This window comes from Cupriavidus sp. DF5525, assembly GCF_040149425.2.
Taxonomy (GTDB): Bacteria; Pseudomonadota; Gammaproteobacteria; order Burkholderiales; family Burkholderiaceae; genus Cupriavidus; species Cupriavidus pickettii_A.
This window is the reverse complement of record NZ_CP168265.1, coordinates 3034578-3050543: the sequence shown is the minus strand read 5'-3', so window position 1 is coordinate 3050543 and position 15966 is coordinate 3034578. Positions and strand designations below refer to the sequence as shown.

Genomic DNA, 15966 nt, shown 5'->3' with positions numbered 1-15966 from the left:
CCCGGCCAATGTCAGAGCAACGTCCAGTCCAGCCCCCCAAGCCCGCCTCCCCGCGCCAGAGCGCCGGTGTCGGCCAGTCCGCGTCCCCAGCCCAGTCCCGGCCGGCCAGAGATCAGGCCAGGGGGCCGGCAAAACAGCCAGCCGGCCGTCCCGAACCCGCCGCCGGCCGTCCAGCCGGCGAGCCCGGCCAGCGCCAGCCGCGCGGGCCCCGCGAGGCGCGGCCGCCGCGGCCGCCGCGGCCCGTCAACCCGTTGCCGCCGATTACCTTCCCCGAGGCCCTGCCGGTCTCGGCCCGCCGCGACGAGATCGCCGCGGCGCTGCTGGCCAGCCAGGTGGTGATCGTGTCGGGCGAGACCGGCTCGGGCAAGACCACGCAGCTCCCCAAGATCTGCCTGTCGATCGGGCGTGGCCCGGGTCGCGAGGGTGGGGGGCTGATCGGCCACACGCAGCCCCGGCGTATCGCTGCCACCTCGACGGCCAAGCGCATCGCGCAGGAACTCGGCACGCCGCTGGGCGAGCATGTGGGCTATCAGGTGCGCTTCAACGACACCATGTCGTCGGGCGCGTCGGTCAAGCTGATGACCGATGGCATTTTGCTGGCCGAAACCCAGAACGATCCGCTGCTGCGCGCGTACGACACCCTCATCATCGACGAGGCGCACGAGCGCAGCCTGAACATCGACTTCCTGATCGGCTACCTGCGCCAGATCCTGCCGAAGCGGCCGGACCTGAAGGTGATCATCACGTCGGCGACGATCGATGCGCAGCGCTTTGCCGGGCATTTCGCATCGAACGGCAAGCCGGCGCCGGTGATCGAGGTCAGCGGCCGGCTGTACCCCGTGGAAGTCCGCTACCGCCCGATCACCGAGGACGTGCCTCCCGGTGGCGTGCCGCGCAATGCTCAGGCACGCGAGCGCGACCTCTACGACGGCATCGTCGAGGCCGTGGACGAACTGTGCCGCGTGGGCCCCGGCGATGTGCTGGTGTTCCTGCCCGGCGAGCGCGAGATCCGCGAAGCCGCCGAGGCGCTGCGCAAGCACCATCCGCCGCATACCGAAATCCTGCCGCTGTTCGCGCGGCTGTCGGTGCAGGAGCAGGAGCGGGTGTTCAAGCCGTCGAACGCACGCCGCATCGTGCTGGCGACCAATGTCGCCGAAACCTCGCTGACGGTGCCGGGCATCCGCTACGTGGTCGATACCGGGCTGGCGCGCGTCAAGCGCTACTCCTACCGCAACAAGGTCGAGCAACTGCAGGTCGAGGCGATCTCGCAGGCCGCCGCCAACCAGCGCGCCGGCCGTTGCGGTCGCGTGGCCAACGGCGTGTGCATCCGGCTGTATGAAGAGACCGATTTCGCCGGTCGGCCGCGCTTCACCGATCCAGAGATCCTGCGCTCGTCGCTGGCCGCGGTGATCCTGCGCATGAAGGCGCTACGGCTGACCGATATCGAGGCGTTCCCGTTTATCGAGCCACCGCTGGGCCGCGCCGTCGCCGACGGCTACCAGCTCTTGCAGGAACTGGGCGCGGTCGACGACGCCAATCAGCTCACCGGCACCGGCCGCCAGCTGGCCAAGCTGCCGCTGGACCCGCGCGTTGCGCGCATGATTCTCGCGGCGCGCGAGCACCATTGCCTGCGCGAGGTGCTGATCATCGCCAGCGCACTATCGGTGCAGGACCCGCGCGACCGCCCGCAGGAAGCGCAGGAAGCCGCCGACCAGGCGCATCGCAAGTTCATGGACGAGAAGTCCGAGTTCCTGGGCTGGGTCAAGCTGTGGAAGTGGTTCGAGGACGCGGTCGCGCACAAGAAGTCCAACCGCCAGCTGCAGGACCAGTGCCGGGCCAACTTCCTGTCGCACCTGCGCCTGCGCGAGTGGCGCGATGTCCATTCGCAGTTGCTGACCACGGTCACGGAGCAAGGCTGGCGGCTGAACGACAGCGAGCCCACCTACGAGCAGGTCCACAAGGCCCTGCTGACGGGTTTGCTCGGGAACGTCGGCTGCCGCATCGAGGACGGTGACGGCAAGGGCCGCGAATACCTGGGCGCGCGCGGCATCAAGTTCCACCTGTGGCCGGGCTCGCTGATCGCGCGCAAGGTGGGGCGCTGGATCGTGGCCGCCGAGCTGGTCGAAACCAGCAGGCTGTTCGCGCGCACCCTCGCGCGCATCGAGCCCGAGTGGCTCGAGCAAATCGGCGGCCACCTGCTCAAGGTGAGCTGGAGCGACCCGCACTGGGAAAAGAAGGCCGGCCAGGTGCTGGCGCTGGAACGCGCCACGCTGTACGGTCTGGTGGTCTATCAGCATCGCCGCGTCCACTACGGGCCGATGAACCCGAAGGAAGCACGCGAGCTCTTTATCCGCCGCGCGCTGGTCGAGGGCGAGTTCGACACGCGCCTGCCGTTCTACGCCCATAACCAGCGCCTGGTGCGCGAGATCGAGAACCTGGAGCACAAGTCGCGCCGCCAGGACGTGCTCGTCGACGACGAGCTGATCTACGCCTTCTACGATGGCGCGATCCCGGCGGATATCAACCAGCAGGCCACCTTCGAGCAGTGGTACCAGGCCGAAAGCGCCAAAGACCGCAAGCTGCTCTACCTGAACCGCGACGAGCTGATGCGGCACGAGGCGGCCGGCATCACCACCGATCTGTTCCCCAAGGCCATGAACGTGGCCGGGGTCGACATGGGGCTGACTTACCACTTCGAGCCGGGCAGCCACCGCGACGGCGTGACGCTGACCGTGCCGCTGTACGCGCTCAACCAGGTGCGGCAGGAGCGCGCCGACTGGCTGGTGCCGGGCATGATCAAGGAGAAGGTGCACCTGCTGCTCAAGTCGCTGCCGCAGAAGCTGCGCCGCCACTGCGTGCCGCTGCCGGAGTACGCAGCGGGGTTTGTCGCGCGCCAGCCGTTCGGCGAGGGCGAGTTGCTCGACGTGCTGATTGCCGATATCCGCGAGCAGACTGGCACCATGGTCAAGCGCGCCGATTTCAAGCTGGAAACGCTGCCCGCGCACCACTCGATGAACTTCAAGGTGATCGACGAGCACGGCCGCCAGCTTGATATGGGCCGCAATCTGGCCCAGCTCCGTGGCGAGCTGGGCGGGCAGGCGCAGCAATCGTTCCAGCGGGTCGCGGCACAAGCGGCGGCACAGGCGGCCACCCAGTCCCCGGACCAGGCGGCGCCGCTGGCCGCGGCCGAGCCTGGCAAGTATGAGAACCTGACCGGCTGGAGCTTCGGCGAACTGCCCGAGCTGCTGGAGATCCGCAAGGGCAGCCAGACCCTGTTCGGCTACCCGGCACTGGTCGACCGCAGCACACACTGCGACGTGGAAGTCTTCGACGACCCGCAGGAAGCGGCCCGCATCCACTACCTGGGGCTGCGCCGGCTGTTCGCGCTGCAGCTGCGCGAGCAGGTCAAGTTCATCGAGAAGAACATCCCGGGCCTGCAGCAGATGGCGATGCAGTACATGACGCTGGGCACGCAGGAAATGCTGCGCGACCAGATCGTCATGCTGGCGCTGGAACGTGCCTGCCTGCAGGCGCCGCTGCCGCGCAACGAGGCCGAGTTCAATGCCCGCAAGGACGAAGGGCGCACCCGGCTGTCGCTGCTGGCTCAGGAAATCGCGCGGCTGGTGGGCGCCATCCTTGCCGAATACGCCAGCCTGCCGCGCAAGCTGCTGCAGGCCAAGCCGTTCCCCGCGGCCTACGCAGACATGGAAAGCCAGATTGGCCGGCTGATGGGCAAGCGCTTTATCGACGAGAACCCATACATGCAGCTGGTTCATTTCCCGCGCTACCTGAAGGGCATCGCCATGCGCGTGGACAAGCTCAAGGGTGACCCGGGGCGCGACAGCCAGCGCGTGCAGGAGATGGCGCCGCTGGTGCAGCAGTGGCAGCGGGCGGAAAAACAGCTCCGCACCCAGGGCCGGGGCGGCGAGGATGCGCGGCTGGAGGAATTCCGCTGGATGCTGGAGGAGCTGCGCATCGCGCTGTTCGCCCAGGAGCTGCGCACCCCAGTGCCGATGTCGGTCAAGCGGCTGCAGAAAGTGTGGGAATCGATGCAGCGCTGAGCAGCCGGGAGCCGCTGTGAGCGGCCGTTGGTCGTGCCGGCGCAACATTCTGCTGAATTCTTGTCTGTCGTCAGCCGGGACGTCAGCGGATTGCCGCGCCCAAACGTTAGAATCGCCGGTTCGGTATTCTCTTAGCGGGTCTTATGTTCGCATTGCGTCGTGTTGTGGCTGGTGGGATCACGGTGGGCGCCCTGGCGCTGGGCCTGCTGGCCGCACCGGCATCGGCGGAAGTGGTGGTGATCCTCAATTCGGGTGATGCAACGGTCACGCTGATCGACAAGGATTCGCAGAAGGTTCTCGACACCTTCCCGATCGGCAAGGAGCCGCACCATCTGATCGCGACGCCGGACGACAAATCGCTGATCGTCGCCAATGCGGTCGGCAATGACCTGGTGTTCCTGGATCCGGTCAGCGGCAAGGTTCAGCAGCGCGTGCCGAATATCGACGACCCGTACCAGATCGGCTTTTCGCCGGACCAGAAGTGGTTCGTCGCCACCGGCAACCGGCTCGACCGGGTCGACCTGTATCGCTGGGACGGCAAGGCGCTGAAGCTGGCCAAGCAGTTTCCGCTGGCCAAAACCCCCAGCCATATCGCCTTTACCACTGACAGCCGCATCGCCTTTATTACGCTGCAGGATTCCAACGAGGTGGTCGCCATCGACCTGGTCACGCAGAACGTGATGTGGCGCATGGAGACCGGCTCGGCGCCGGCGGGCATCTGGGTCACGCCGGACCAGAAATACCTACTGGTCGGCATGACTGGCGCGGATTATGTGGCCGTGATCGACTGGCGCACCCGCACCGTGGTCAAGCAGATCCAGACCGGCAAGGGCGCGCACAACTTCCGCGCCGTGGGCGACAAGCGCCACCTGTTCCTGAGCAACCGCGTGACCGGCAGCATCAGCATCATCGACCAGCAGACGCTGACCAAGATAGGCGATATCACCGGCCTGCCGCCAGGCCCGGACGACATGGAACTGACCGCCGACGGCAAGACGCTGTGGGTCACCTTCCGCTGGGCGCGCTCGGTCGGCCTGATCGACGTGGCAAATCGCAAGCTGGTCAAGACCGTGCGCGTCGGGCGCTCGCCGCACGGTATCTATTTCCGCACGCGCGCGCCGCTGTATTGAACGAGGCAGGGCAGGAACCATGCGCGACACCAAGGCTTCGCGATCCGGGCGGCTCAGGAAGATCCTGGCCGCGCTGGCGCTCGCCTGCGCGTTGCCGTCCGCGCTGCAGGCGGCCGACGCCGGCCAGCCTGCAGCAAAGTCCTGCCCGGCCGGCACGCTGTACCTGACCTTCGATACCGGCAGCATGAGCCAGGCGCAGTTGATCGCCGACACGCTGCGCCGCCACCATATCCGCGCCACCTTCTTCCTGGCCAACGAGCCCACGGTGCGCCAGGACAGCTCGCTCGATTCGTCCTGGGCGCCGTACTGGAAGGCGCTGGTGGCGGATGGCCACGCCTTCGGCACACATACTTTCGACCACGTCTACCTGCGCGGCGTGCGCGCTGGGCAGGTGACCATGCGGCCGCAGTTCGGCGCGCAGGCGGGCAAGGACATGGCGATGGACGCCGCCGGCTTCTGCCGCGAGTTGCGCCGCAGCGCCGAGGCCTTTCGCGGCATGACCGGCGCCGACATGGTGCCGCTGTGGCGCGCTCCGGGCGGGCGCACCGCACCGCAGACGCTGCAGTGGGGCGAGCAGTGCGGCTTCCGCCACGTCGGCTGGGCACCGCCGGGTTTTCTGGGCGATGAGCTGGCGTCGGACCGGTATCCCAATGCGGTGCTGCTCGAGCGCGCGCTGGCCAACCTGCGCGACGGCGACATCACCATGGCGCACCTGGGCATCTGGTCGCGCAAGGACCCCTGGGCGCCCGGCGTGCTGGAGCCGCTGCTCGCCGGCCTGGAGCGCAAGGGCTTCTGCTTCGCGACGCTGCGCGAGCATCCGGCCTACCGTGACTGGATTGCCCGCCACGCGGCAAGCACGGCGAAGGCCAACGGACAACAGGAGGGCAGGCGGTAATGTGGGAGACGCTCAACGGTTGGATCGGCCTGGTCGAAGGCGCGCTGTTCCAGGGCGTGGTGCTGCCCGTGGTCTACGACCTCGGGTTTGGCCGCTATGCCGAGGAGGCCTTCACCGGCACGGAATGGCTGCTGGTGGGGCTGGTGCAGCTTGTCGTGATGGCGCTGATCCTGGGCCCGCTGGAGAAGTGGCGCCCGGTCGAGCCGGTGGCCGACCGCGCCGCGATCCGCACCGACATGTTCTATACGGTGATCCATCGGCTGGGGCTGTTCCGGCTGGCCATGTTCTTCCTGCTGGCGCCGCTGACCGACGCCATCGAAGGCCACGTGCGGCTGATGGGCTGGCACCGCATCAACGTCGAAGACTGGTGGCCGGGCGTGACCTCGGTGCCGCTGGTCAGCTTCTACGTCTACCTGCTGCTGTTCGACCTGCTCGACTACTGGTACCACCGACTGTCGCACACGTTTCGCTGGTGGTGGCACCTGCACGCGGTGCACCACAGCCAGCGCCAGATGACGCTATGGAGCGACAACCGCAACCACCTGCTCGACGACATGCTGCGCGACTTCGTGTTCGCGCTGGTGGCGCTGGGCGTTGGCGTGGAGCCGTCGCAGTATGTGCTGCTGGTGGCGCTGTCGCAGCTGCTGCAGAGCCTGCAGCATGCCAACGTGCGGCTGCATTTCGGTGCGCTCGGCGAGCGCCTGCTGATTTCGCCGCGCTTTCACCGCACCCACCACGCGGTAGGTATCGGGCATGAAGCAAACGGCGCCCCGACGCGCCTGGGCGGCTGCAACTTCGGCGTGATCTTCCCGTGGTGGGACATGCTGTTCGGCACTGCGGTGTTCACCGAGACCTACCACCCGACCGGCATCCGCGATCAGCTGCCACCACCGGTGGGCAAGGGCCACGACTACGGCGCGGGCTTCCTGGCCCACCAGTGGTACGGCATCAAGCGCCTGCTGCGGCTGCGCTGAAGCGGGCGGTTTCGAGGCATTCCTCCACCCGCGGCGCCCGATGGCGCGCCGCGGCGGCAAGTGGCGTATGCTAGTGTTCCGGGTCGCCGCCGGTCCGGCACATCTGGACTTCCATACGGACTTCCGCCGCGCCCGGCGCCTTTCCTCCTGTTTGCCATCGACTGCATGAACGATATTTTCCGCTCGTTTGGCCGCGCCCTCGTCAGCCAGTTGCATCCCCGCATGCTGATGCTGACCGTGCTGCCTTTCGTCCTGGCCACGCTGCTGTGGGGCGGCCTCCTGTGGTGGGGCTGGGACCCCATCATGACCGCCACGCGCGGCTTCCTCGAAACCTCCATCCTGACCAGCTGGATCTACAGCGTGCTGGACTGGTTCGGCCTGCAGTCGATGCGGGCCGTGGTGGCGCCGCTGTTTGTCGCGGCGCTGGCGGTCCCGCTGGTGATTGCCTCCATGCTGATGTTTATCGGCGTGTTCTCGGTGCCGGCGGTAGTGCGTCATCTCGAGCGCGGCTATCCCGATCTGAGCAAGTCCCATGGCGGCAGTGTGCTCGGCAGCGTGTTGCACTCGCTCGGCAGCACCGTCGTCTTCCTGTTGCTGGTGGTGGTGACGCTGCCGCTGTGGCTGATCCCGCCATTCTTTGCGCTGATCCCGCCGGTGCTGTGGGGCTGGCTGACCTACCGCGTGATGACCTATGACGCGCTCGCCGACCATGCCAGTGCCGAAGAGCGCAAGACGCTGGTGCGCCGCCACCGCACGCCGCTGCTGGTGATCGGCGTGGCGGTGGGCCTGCTGGGCTCGGCGCCGACGCTGCTGTGGGTGTCGTCGGCGGCGGTGATCTTCCTGTTCCCGTTCGTGCTGGCCGGCACGCTGTGGCTCTACGTGCTGATCTTTATCTTCTCGGCGCTGTGGTTCGGCCACTTCTGCCTGCGCGCGCTGGCGCAACTGCGTGCCGAGCGTGCCGCGGTACCGGCCCCGCAGGCGGCCGGCCCGGCGCCGGGCGGCGATGTGATCGACCTGGCGCCGTCGGACGTGCGCCGCATCGAAAATTCCTGAAGCGAGGGCAATATGGGTTTTGGCCTGATCGTCATTGGCGACGAGATTCTGTCGGGGCGGCGCGAAGACAAGCACCTGCGCCGTACCATCGAACTGCTGGGCGCGCGCGGCCTGGCGCTGGACTGGGCGGAGTATGTCGGCGACGACCGCGCCCGCATCACCGCCACGCTGCGGCGCACGTTCGCTGGTTCAGACGTGGTCTTCTGCACCGGCGGCATCGGCGCCACGCCGGACGACCACACCCGCCAGTGCGCCGCCGCCGCGCTGGGCGTGCCGCTGGCGCTGCATCCCGAGGCGCGCGAGCAGATCGCGCTGCGCATCGCCGAGACTGCCAACGGCGACCCGATCAAGGCGGACCTGAACCTGCCGGAGAACCAGCACCGTTTCAAGATGGGCGAGTTTCCCGAGGGCGCGCGCATCATCCCCAACAGCTACAACCGCATCCCCGGCTTCTCGGTGGCGCATCACCACTTCATGCCGGGCTTTCCGGTGATGGCGTGGCCGATGATGGAGTGGGTGCTGGACCACGAGTATGCGCACCTGTTCCACCAGGTGCGGCAGCAGGAGCGCGCCTTCTATGTGTTCGAGGCGCCCGAGTCCACGCTGACGCCGCTGATGGAGAAGGTCGAGGCGGCGCATCCAGGCGTGCGCGTGTTCAGCCTGCCGTCGGTGGGCGACGTGCAACGTGGTGACCGCTTCGCGCGCCGGCATATCGACCTGGGCGTCAAGGGCCCGGCCGAGCTGGTCGCCCCGGCCTATGCGATGCTGCTCGAGGGTGTGCAGGCGATGGGCTTCGAAACGGTGGAGCAACCTGCGCGGGAATCCGCGCAGGCATAGGCGCAGGCCTGGGCACGGCGCACTGCGCAGTAAAAACAAAGGGGCAGCCCAGGCTGCCCCTTCTTCATTCACGCCGCGGCGGCGCTCAGGCGCCGTGCCACGGCAGGCCGTGCATGCACCAGCCCTCGACGGTCTTGCGGTGGTGCTGCGCATCGCGGTTGCCCTCGAAACCCTCCAGCACGTCCATGGCGAAGCGGTAGCCGGCTTCGGTGGCCACGCGCGCGGCGTGCTTGGAACGCGCGGCGCTGCGGCACAGGAACAGCACCGGCACATCGGCCGGCACGCGTGCTTTCAGTTCGTCGATGAAGCGGCCGTTCTGCGCGCCGCCCGGATAGGTCATCCACTCGACGTGCGCAAACTGCGCGTCGGGCAAGTCGACGCCGCCCACCCAGTCCAGTTCGGCCTGTGTGCGCACGTCGACCAGCACGGCGGAAGGGTCGTTCTGCAGCAGCGCATAGGCTTCCTGCGGAGACAGCGCGCCGAAATACGGGAGCTGGCTTTGTTGCTGGCGCTGGCTGGCAGCCTGAAGGAGATCGTCTCGGGTGGTCATCTGCGTGACAAATTACAGGGATGGAATAGGGGCAAACCGGGGCGGACGGAAGGACCGCAGCACACTATTCTATAGCGCCACGAAGGCCCGGCGACTGATTGCTCGCGGGAGTGCGTCACCGGCGGGCAGGTTCCGGTCGATTTTGGTGCGTACGCACTGATACGGTGCGACAACTTGCTGATTGCACCATTGTGGTGTTTTATAGGGAGGTGCCACGCGTTTTCGCGTGTTATTGGTGCGCCACCCGGCAGGGAATTGTCGTCGCTCGACATTACTCGCCAACCCCGCCACGGTGCGCGGTTCGCCCGGACTTGCACATTTTTCGGGCCGGGCGTGGCAGAGGTTGCGTTTGCTTGGCATGCTTTCTGCTAACATTCCTCGTCCTTTCGTGGCTGGTCGGATCGGCGCGGCAACTATGCAGCGGTGCCGGTGGCGACAGGCCCAAGAATTGGCTTTCTCAGACTTCCGCCGAATATCCAGGAGATTGGCATGGCCCACAGCGTTGCAGACGTGATGAAGCTGGTGAAGGAAAACGACGTCAAGTTCGTCGATTTCCGTTTCACCGATACCAAAGGCAAGGAGCAACACGTCTCCGTGCCCGTGTCGCACTTCGATGAAGACAAGTTCGAAAGCGGCCACGCCTTCGACGGTTCGTCGATTGCCGGCTGGAAGGGTATCGAAGCTTCGGACATGCTGCTGATGCCGGATCCGAATACCGCCAACGTCGATCCGTTCTACGAAGAACCGACGCTGGTGCTGACTTGCGACGTAGTCGAGCCGTCGGACGGCAAGGGCTATGACCGCGACCCGCGCTCGATCGCCAAGCGCGCCGAAGCCTACCTGAAGAGCACCGGCCTGGGCGACACCGCTTACTTTGGCCCGGAACCCGAATTCTTCATCTTCGACGGCGTGACCTGGAACGTCGACATGCAAGGCAGCTTCGTGAAGATCCATTCCGAAGAAGCCCCGTGGTCGTCGGGCAAGGAATTCGAGCACGGCAACAGCGGCCACCGTCCGGGCAAGAAGGGCGGCTACTTCCCGGTTGCCCCGATCGACACCTTCCAGGACATGCGTTCGGAAATGTGCCTGATCCTGGAATCGCTGGGCATCCCCGTTGAAGTCCACCACCACGAAGTGGCCGGCCAGGGCCAGAACGAAATCGGCACCAAGTTCAGCACGCTGGTGCAGCGCGCCGACTGGACCCAGCTGCAGAAGTACGTGATCCAGAACGTCGCCCACACCTACGGCAAGACCGCTACCTTCATGCCGAAGCCGGTGGTTGGCGACAACGGCTCGGGCATGCATGTGCATCAGTCCGTGTGGAAGGACGGCCAGAACCTGTTCGCTGGCAACGGCTACGCCGGCCTGTCGGAATTCGCGCTGTACTACATCGGCGGCATCATCAAGCACGCCCGCGCGCTGAACGCCATCACCAACCCGGGGACGAACTCGTACAAGCGCCTGGTGCCGGGCTTCGAGGCTCCGGTGAAGCTGGCTTACTCGGCCCGCAACCGTTCGGCTTCGATCCGTATCCCGTATGTGGCCAACCCGAAGGGCCGCCGCATCGAGACCCGCTTCCCGGATCCGCTGATGAACCCGTACCTGGGCTTCTCGGCACTGCTGATGGCCGGCCTGGACGGCGTGATGAACAAGATCCACCCGGGCGAAGCCGCCGACAAGAACCTGTATGACCTGCCGCCGGAAGAGGATGCAAAGATCCCGACCGTCTGCTCGAGCCTGGATCAGTCGCTGGAGTACCTGGACAACGACCGCGAGTTCCTGACCCGCGGCGGCGTGTTCTCGAACTCGATGATCGATGCCTACATCGAACTGAAGATGGAAGAAGTCACGCGTTTCCGCATGACCACGCACCCGATCGAGTTCGAGATGTACTACTCGCTGTAAGTGGCCCTCGCCCGGGAATGACGCAGGTTGTGATCGGGCAACAGTTGCACCAGAAAGGGGCGGCTTCGGCTGTCCCTTTTTGCTTTGCTCGCTAGAATGGGGAATCCGATCCTATCCCGATCCCATCCCTGTTCAAACCTCAAGCCATGTCCATGGACGCCACTTCGCGCACTGCCAGTCGGGCCACGTCATTGCACCAAATTCGTATCGGATTCCCTGTTCTGGTGAGTGCCGTGGCGCTGGCGCTCGGTACTTGGGCGGGCCAGCCGCGTGCGCAGTCCTCCGATGTCTATGTCTGCACCGGACCCAATGGGGTACCGGAGTACCGCAACGGCAATGCCGGCAAGGGCTGCAAGAAGCTGAACCTGCCCGAGGTGGTGACCGTGCCGGGCGGACGCGTGGCGGCACCGTCGGCGAAGAGCGGTAGCAGCGCCACGTCCAGCAACACCAGCTTTCCGCGTGTGGACAGCGCCACGCAGAAGAGCCGCGACAGCGAGCGCCGCGCGGTGCTCACGCAGGAGCTGCAGGCCGAAGAGGCCAAGCTGCAGGCGCTGCGTACCGAGTACAACAACGGCCAGCCGGAGCGTCAGGGTAATGAGCGCAATTATCAGAAATACCTCGATCGCACAGCGGCGCTGCGCGACGACATCTCGCGCAGCGAGGCCAATGCGGCGTCGCTGCGGCGCGAGCTTGGCAACCTGAAGGACTAGTCTTATGCGTCGTCTGATTCGCGGTGTGTCGCGCAAGGTCAGCGGCGCCGGTGGCGAGACGCCGGCGCCAGGCCTGGCCCAGCCCGAGGCCAGTGCCCAGGTGCTGAGCATGGGGGCAGTGGCCTACCATGCCGGCCTCGACGTGGTGGCCAACCCGGTGCTGCTGGTACGGCAGCCGGGGCTGCAGGTGGTCTACGCGAATCCGGCCGCCGAGGCGACCTTCGGTGTGTCGCGCAAAGGCATGGTCGAGCTGAAGCTGCCCGACCTGTTTGGCCGCTCCGACGAGCTGCAAAGCATGCTCGATACCGTGGTCACGCGGCAGTTCGACGTGCGCCGGCAGGACCTGGTCCTGCATCCGCCGCTGCAGGAGCCGCTCCACGTGCACGTGGTGATCGCCGCGCTGGAAACGGTCGGCGACACCGTGGTGGTGGAGATCCTGCCCAACGAACAGAAGGTGCGCAGCGACCGCGAAGAGCGCATCCTCGACCTCACCGCCGCCAACAAAGAACTCATCCGCAACCTGGCCCACGAGATCAAGAACCCGCTCGGTGGCATCCGCGGCGCGGCGCAGCTGCTGGAGTTCGAGCTGCCCGAGCGCTCGCTGCGCGAGTACACGCAGGTCATCATCAAGGAATCGGACCGGCTGCAGACGCTGGTGGACCGGCTGCTCGAGCCGCACCGGCATCCGCATATCGTGTCGAGCCTGAATATCCACGAGGTGCTCGAGCGCGTGCGCTCGGTGGTGTTGGCGGAGTTTCCGAACGGGCTGGACATTGTGCGCGACTACGACGCCAGCCTGCCCGAGCTGCAGGGCGACATGGAGCAGTTGATCCAGGCGGTGCTTAACATCGTGCACAACGCCGCGCAGGCGCTGGCCGACCACATCGCGCGCGGTGATGCGCAGATCGTGCTGCGCACGCGCGTCGCACGCCAGGTCACGATTGCGAAGCGGCTGTTCAAGCTGGCATTGGACTTGCATGTGATCGACAACGGCCCGGGAATCCCCGAAGACATTCGCGAACGCATTTTCTATCCACTGGTATCGGGTAGGGATGGCGGCAGCGGTCTCGGTCTCACACTCGCTCAAACCTTCGTGCAGCAGCACGAGGGCTTGATCGAATGCGAGAGCAGGCCGGGCTGTACCGACTTCCGCATCCTGCTGCCGCTGCACTAGCTCGTTGCACCAGCCGCTTCGCTGGCGTCCGCGAGCGATCGTGTACCCGCCGTGGGCGGGCCATGCGGAAGACCAAATGACACCGAGCAGACAAGCGACGCACATGAAGCCGATCTGGATAGTCGACGACGATCAATCAATCCGCTGGGTCCTGGAAAAGGCCCTTGCCCGTGAAAGCCTGCTCTCGCGCAGCTTCACCAATGTGCGGGACGTGCTCGCCGCGCTGGAGGAAGACCAGCCGCAGGTGCTGATCTCCGATATCCGCATGCCGGGCGGCTCCGGCCTGGACCTGCTGCAGGCCCTCAAGGCGCGTCATCCGGGACTGCCGGTCATCGTGATGACCGCGTACTCGGACCTGGACAGCGCCGTGGCCGCGTTCCAGGGCGGCGCCTTCGAATACCTGGCCAAGCCCTTCGATGTCGACAAGGCCGTCGAACTGATCCGCCGCGCGCTGGAGGAAAGCCTGCGCGAGGAAGAGCTGGACGACCGCCTGGTCGACGCGCCCGAGATCCTCGGCCAGGCGCCGGCGATGCAGGACGTGTTCCGCGCGATCGGGCGCCTGTCGCAGTCCAACGTGACGGTGATGATCACCGGCGAGTCCGGCACCGGCAAGGAACTGGTCGCGCGCGCGCTGCACAAGCACAGCCCGCGCGCCAACGGGCCTTTTATCGCGCTCAATACCGCGGCCATCCCCAAGGACCTGCTGGAATCCGAACTGTTCGGCCATGAGCGCGGCGCCTTCACCGGCGCGCAGACCATGCGTCGGGGGCGCTTCGAGCAGGCCGAGGGCGGCACGCTGTTCCTCGATGAAATCGGCGACATGCCGTTCGACCTGCAGACGCGCCTGCTGCGTGTGCTGTCCGATGGCAACTTCTATCGCGTCGGCGGCCACAATCCGCTGCGCGCCAATGTCCGCGTCATTGCTGCAACGCACCAGAATCTGGAGCTGCGCGTCAAGGAAGGGCTGTTCCGCGAGGACTTGTTCCACCGCCTGAACGTGATCCGGCTGCGCCTGCCGCCCCTGCGCGAACGCCCGGAAGACATCACATTGCTGGCCCGTCATTTCCTGCAGAAGAGTGCCAAGGAACTGGGCGTCGAACCCAAGCGCATGTCCGACGAGGCGCTGGTCTACGTCAGCACGCTGCCGTTCCCCGGCAACGTGCGCCAGCTTGAGAACCTGTGCAACTGGCTGACCGTGATGGCGCCGGCGCAGACCATCGAGGTCAAGGACCTGCCGCGCGAGATGCTGGAAGCAGGGACGTCGGAGCCCATCAATGCGCCGCGGCCGGAGCGTGTTGCCGAGGTGCGTACAGCCGAATACGAAGGCGCGCACGAGCTGGCCGACTATGGTGGGTTTGCCATGCCGGTGGCGGAGGGCGACACCGCCACCGCAGTACGGGCTGGACCGGTGGCGACGGCCGCGCCGGTTTCGACCGCGGCCGGCTGGGAAAGCCTGCTGGCCGGCGAGGCCCGCGCGATGCTGGAGTCTGGCCAGCCGGAGGTCATGGACGTGCTGACGCGGCGCTTCGAGAAGGCAGTGCTCGAGGCCGCACTGGGCGTGACGCGAGGCCGCCGCGTCGAGGCCGCGACCCGCCTCGGCATCGGGCGCAATACCATCACGCGCAAGCTGCAGGAACTGGGCTTCGACTGAGCGGGCAGTGCACCAAAGAAAAAGGCCGGGATCCCGGCCTTTTTCTTGCGCCGACGCTTCAGCCGCGCGCCTCGACCAGCCGCTGCGCCATCTCGGCAAAGCCCTCACCGCCCGCGGCAGCCGTGATAAAAGCCGGCGGCACCGGAAGCTGCGGCAGGATGTCCCGCACATTGGCCACCCCGACCGACAGCGGAAAATGCGCGAACATGGTCGCATCGTTGGCCGAATCACCGATGAACAGCCATTCGTCGTGGCGTGCGTCCAGGTCTTCGCCAAGCAACTCGGCCACGCACAGCTTGCTCATCGACAGCTTGTCATGCCGGCCGAACCAACCATTGACGTGAATAGAACTGACGGTGGCGGTCATGCCGGTTTCGCGCATGATTTCGGCAATGCGCGCCACGGCCTCCTCAGGCAACGGCTCTACATCTTCCGCATGATCGATCGCCAGGTCGGCCGCATGCCAGGCCTGGTCTGACGCCAGCGCGCAGCCCGGCACCTCGCGCAGGATCCGCTCGCCCAGCGCATGGATTCGCTTCAGGTTGCGCGCGCGGGTCTCGGCATCGTCGAGAAAACGGGTTTGCAGCCGGCCATTGTTCAGGTGCGAATAGAAGGCCCCGTTTTCGCCGATGATCGCGTCGACCGGCCACAGCCGGGTCAGAATTTCCGCCCAGGCGATGCAGCGCCCGGTGACTGGGATCACATGCAGGCCGGCCTGACGCAGGCCGTCGAGCGCCAGGTAGGTGGAGGCGGGCAGACGCCCGTCGGTGGTCAGCGTGCCGTCGATGTCGGTCAGCACGCCGCGCACGCGCTGCAGCACGGAATTAGAGAGCTTGTTCAGGGATTGCATGGCGGGCCATTGTAACTGGGCTCCCGTCGTCTTCGTCCGTTATTGCACTGCAAAATGCCGCGTACTGGTGAAGTTGCTGATTTGCTTGCCCGGGTGCGACAGGCGTAACATGCCGCTGTCATAAAAGAATCACATAGTGTCGGGATTTTCGACCGACCACCAGACAACACCAGGAG

Annotated in this window: 12 protein-coding genes; 10 read left to right on the top strand and 2 right to left on the bottom strand. The window is 66.3% G+C overall.

Going from position 1 to position 15966, the window contains the following annotated elements; all coding sequences use genetic code 11:
* Nucleotides 1-8: 8 nt before the first annotated feature.
* The 6 genes from hrpA to ABNX08_RS14140 all read left to right on the top strand — a co-directional run bounded on the left by hrpA (nucleotide 9) and on the right by ABNX08_RS14140 (nucleotide 8950).
* Nucleotides 9-4061, top strand: coding sequence for an ATP-dependent RNA helicase HrpA (gene hrpA / locus ABNX08_RS14165; protein ID WP_349604281.1), 4053 nt, complete (start codon nucleotides 9-11; stop codon nucleotides 4059-4061).
* Nucleotides 4062-4204: 143 nt separating this feature from the next.
* Nucleotides 4205-5191 (top strand): beta-propeller fold lactonase family protein, encoded by a 987-nt coding sequence (locus ABNX08_RS14160; protein ID WP_349604283.1) that lies wholly within the window; start codon nucleotides 4205-4207, stop codon nucleotides 5189-5191.
* A gap of 19 nt (nucleotides 5192-5210) precedes the next feature.
* A complete protein-coding gene (locus ABNX08_RS14155; RefSeq protein ID WP_022535745.1) occupies nucleotides 5211-6086 on the top strand; it encodes a polysaccharide deacetylase family protein in 876 nt (291 codons plus the stop codon).
* The gene (locus ABNX08_RS14150) at nucleotides 6086-7060 is read left to right on the top strand and encodes a sterol desaturase family protein (protein ID WP_022535744.1); all 975 of its coding nucleotides are present in this window, start codon (nucleotides 6086-6088) and stop codon (nucleotides 7058-7060) included. The genes ABNX08_RS14155 and ABNX08_RS14150 overlap by 1 nt, the downstream gene beginning before the upstream one ends.
* Nucleotides 7061-7225: 165 nt before the next feature.
* The gene (locus ABNX08_RS14145) at nucleotides 7226-8113 is read left to right on the top strand and encodes an EI24 domain-containing protein (protein ID WP_022535743.1); all 888 of its coding nucleotides are present in this window, start codon (nucleotides 7226-7228) and stop codon (nucleotides 8111-8113) included.
* 12 nt (nucleotides 8114-8125) lie between these two features.
* Entirely contained in the window at nucleotides 8126-8950 is an 825-nt protein-coding gene (locus tag ABNX08_RS14140; RefSeq protein WP_022535742.1) for a molybdopterin-binding protein, read from the top strand.
* Nucleotides 8951-9035: 85 nt separating this feature from the next.
* Here ABNX08_RS14140 and ABNX08_RS14135 read toward each other — a convergent pair whose 3' ends face one another.
* Entirely contained in the window at nucleotides 9036-9500 is a 465-nt protein-coding gene (locus tag ABNX08_RS14135) for a rhodanese-like domain-containing protein (RefSeq protein ID WP_022535741.1), read from the bottom strand.
* Nucleotides 9501-9989: 489 nt separating this feature from the next.
* Here ABNX08_RS14135 and ABNX08_RS14130 point away from each other — a divergent pair, with 489 nt between their 5' ends.
* The 4 genes from ABNX08_RS14130 to ntrC all read left to right on the top strand — a co-directional run bounded on the left by ABNX08_RS14130 (nucleotide 9990) and on the right by ntrC (nucleotide 14940).
* Nucleotides 9990-11405: a 3-hydroxylaminophenol mutase gene (locus ABNX08_RS14130; protein WP_022535740.1), complete on the top strand. Its 1416-nt coding sequence runs from the start codon at nucleotides 9990-9992 to the stop codon at nucleotides 11403-11405.
* Nucleotides 11406-11557: 152 nt separating this feature from the next.
* Entirely contained in the window at nucleotides 11558-12115 is a 558-nt protein-coding gene (locus tag ABNX08_RS14125; RefSeq protein WP_041681525.1) for a hypothetical protein, read from the top strand.
* Between the two features lie 4 nt (nucleotides 12116-12119).
* Nucleotides 12120-13289, top strand: coding sequence for a nitrogen regulation protein NR(II) (gene glnL, locus ABNX08_RS14120; protein ID WP_022535738.1), 1170 nt, complete (start codon nucleotides 12120-12122; stop codon nucleotides 13287-13289).
* 103 nt (nucleotides 13290-13392) lie between these two features.
* Nucleotides 13393-14940, top strand: coding sequence for a nitrogen regulation protein NR(I) (gene ntrC, locus ABNX08_RS14115; RefSeq protein ID WP_041681094.1), 1548 nt, complete (start codon nucleotides 13393-13395; stop codon nucleotides 14938-14940).
* 58 nt (nucleotides 14941-14998) lie between these two features.
* Here ntrC and ABNX08_RS14110 read toward each other — a convergent pair whose 3' ends face one another.
* The gene (locus ABNX08_RS14110; protein ID WP_022535736.1) at nucleotides 14999-15790 is read right to left on the bottom strand and encodes an HAD-IIB family hydrolase; all 792 of its coding nucleotides are present in this window, start codon (nucleotides 15788-15790) and stop codon (nucleotides 14999-15001) included.
* Between the last annotated feature and the right edge of the window lie 176 nt (nucleotides 15791-15966).

Bases quoted from the DNA above. Each gene is read 5' to 3' on its own strand.
- ABNX08_RS14125 (WP_041681525.1), top strand. From the start codon at position 11,558: ATGGACGCCACTTCGCGCACTGCCAGTCGGGCCACGTCATTGCACCAA.
- ABNX08_RS14140 (WP_022535742.1), top strand. From the start codon at position 8,126: ATGGGTTTTGGCCTGATCGTCATTGGCGACGAGATTCTGTCGGGGCGG.
- ABNX08_RS14130 (WP_022535740.1), top strand. From the start codon at position 9,990: ATGGCCCACAGCGTTGCAGACGTGATGAAGCTGGTGAAGGAAAACGAC.
- ABNX08_RS14155 (WP_022535745.1), top strand. From the start codon at position 5,211: ATGCGCGACACCAAGGCTTCGCGATCCGGGCGGCTCAGGAAGATCCTG.
- ABNX08_RS14150 (WP_022535744.1), top strand. From the start codon at position 6,086: ATGTGGGAGACGCTCAACGGTTGGATCGGCCTGGTCGAAGGCGCGCTG.
- hrpA (WP_349604281.1), top strand. From the start codon at position 9: ATGTCAGAGCAACGTCCAGTCCAGCCCCCCAAGCCCGCCTCCCCGCGC.
- ABNX08_RS14145 (WP_022535743.1), top strand. From the start codon at position 7,226: ATGAACGATATTTTCCGCTCGTTTGGCCGCGCCCTCGTCAGCCAGTTG.
- ABNX08_RS14160 (WP_349604283.1), top strand. From the start codon at position 4,205: ATGTTCGCATTGCGTCGTGTTGTGGCTGGTGGGATCACGGTGGGCGCC.
- glnL (WP_022535738.1), top strand. From the start codon at position 12,120: ATGCGTCGTCTGATTCGCGGTGTGTCGCGCAAGGTCAGCGGCGCCGGT.
- ABNX08_RS14110 (WP_022535736.1), bottom strand. From the start codon at position 15,790: ATGCAATCCCTGAACAAGCTCTCTAATTCCGTGCTGCAGCGCGTGCGC.
- ABNX08_RS14135 (WP_022535741.1), bottom strand. From the start codon at position 9,500: ATGACCACCCGAGACGATCTCCTTCAGGCTGCCAGCCAGCGCCAGCAA.
- ntrC (WP_041681094.1), top strand. From the start codon at position 13,393: ATGAAGCCGATCTGGATAGTCGACGACGATCAATCAATCCGCTGGGTC.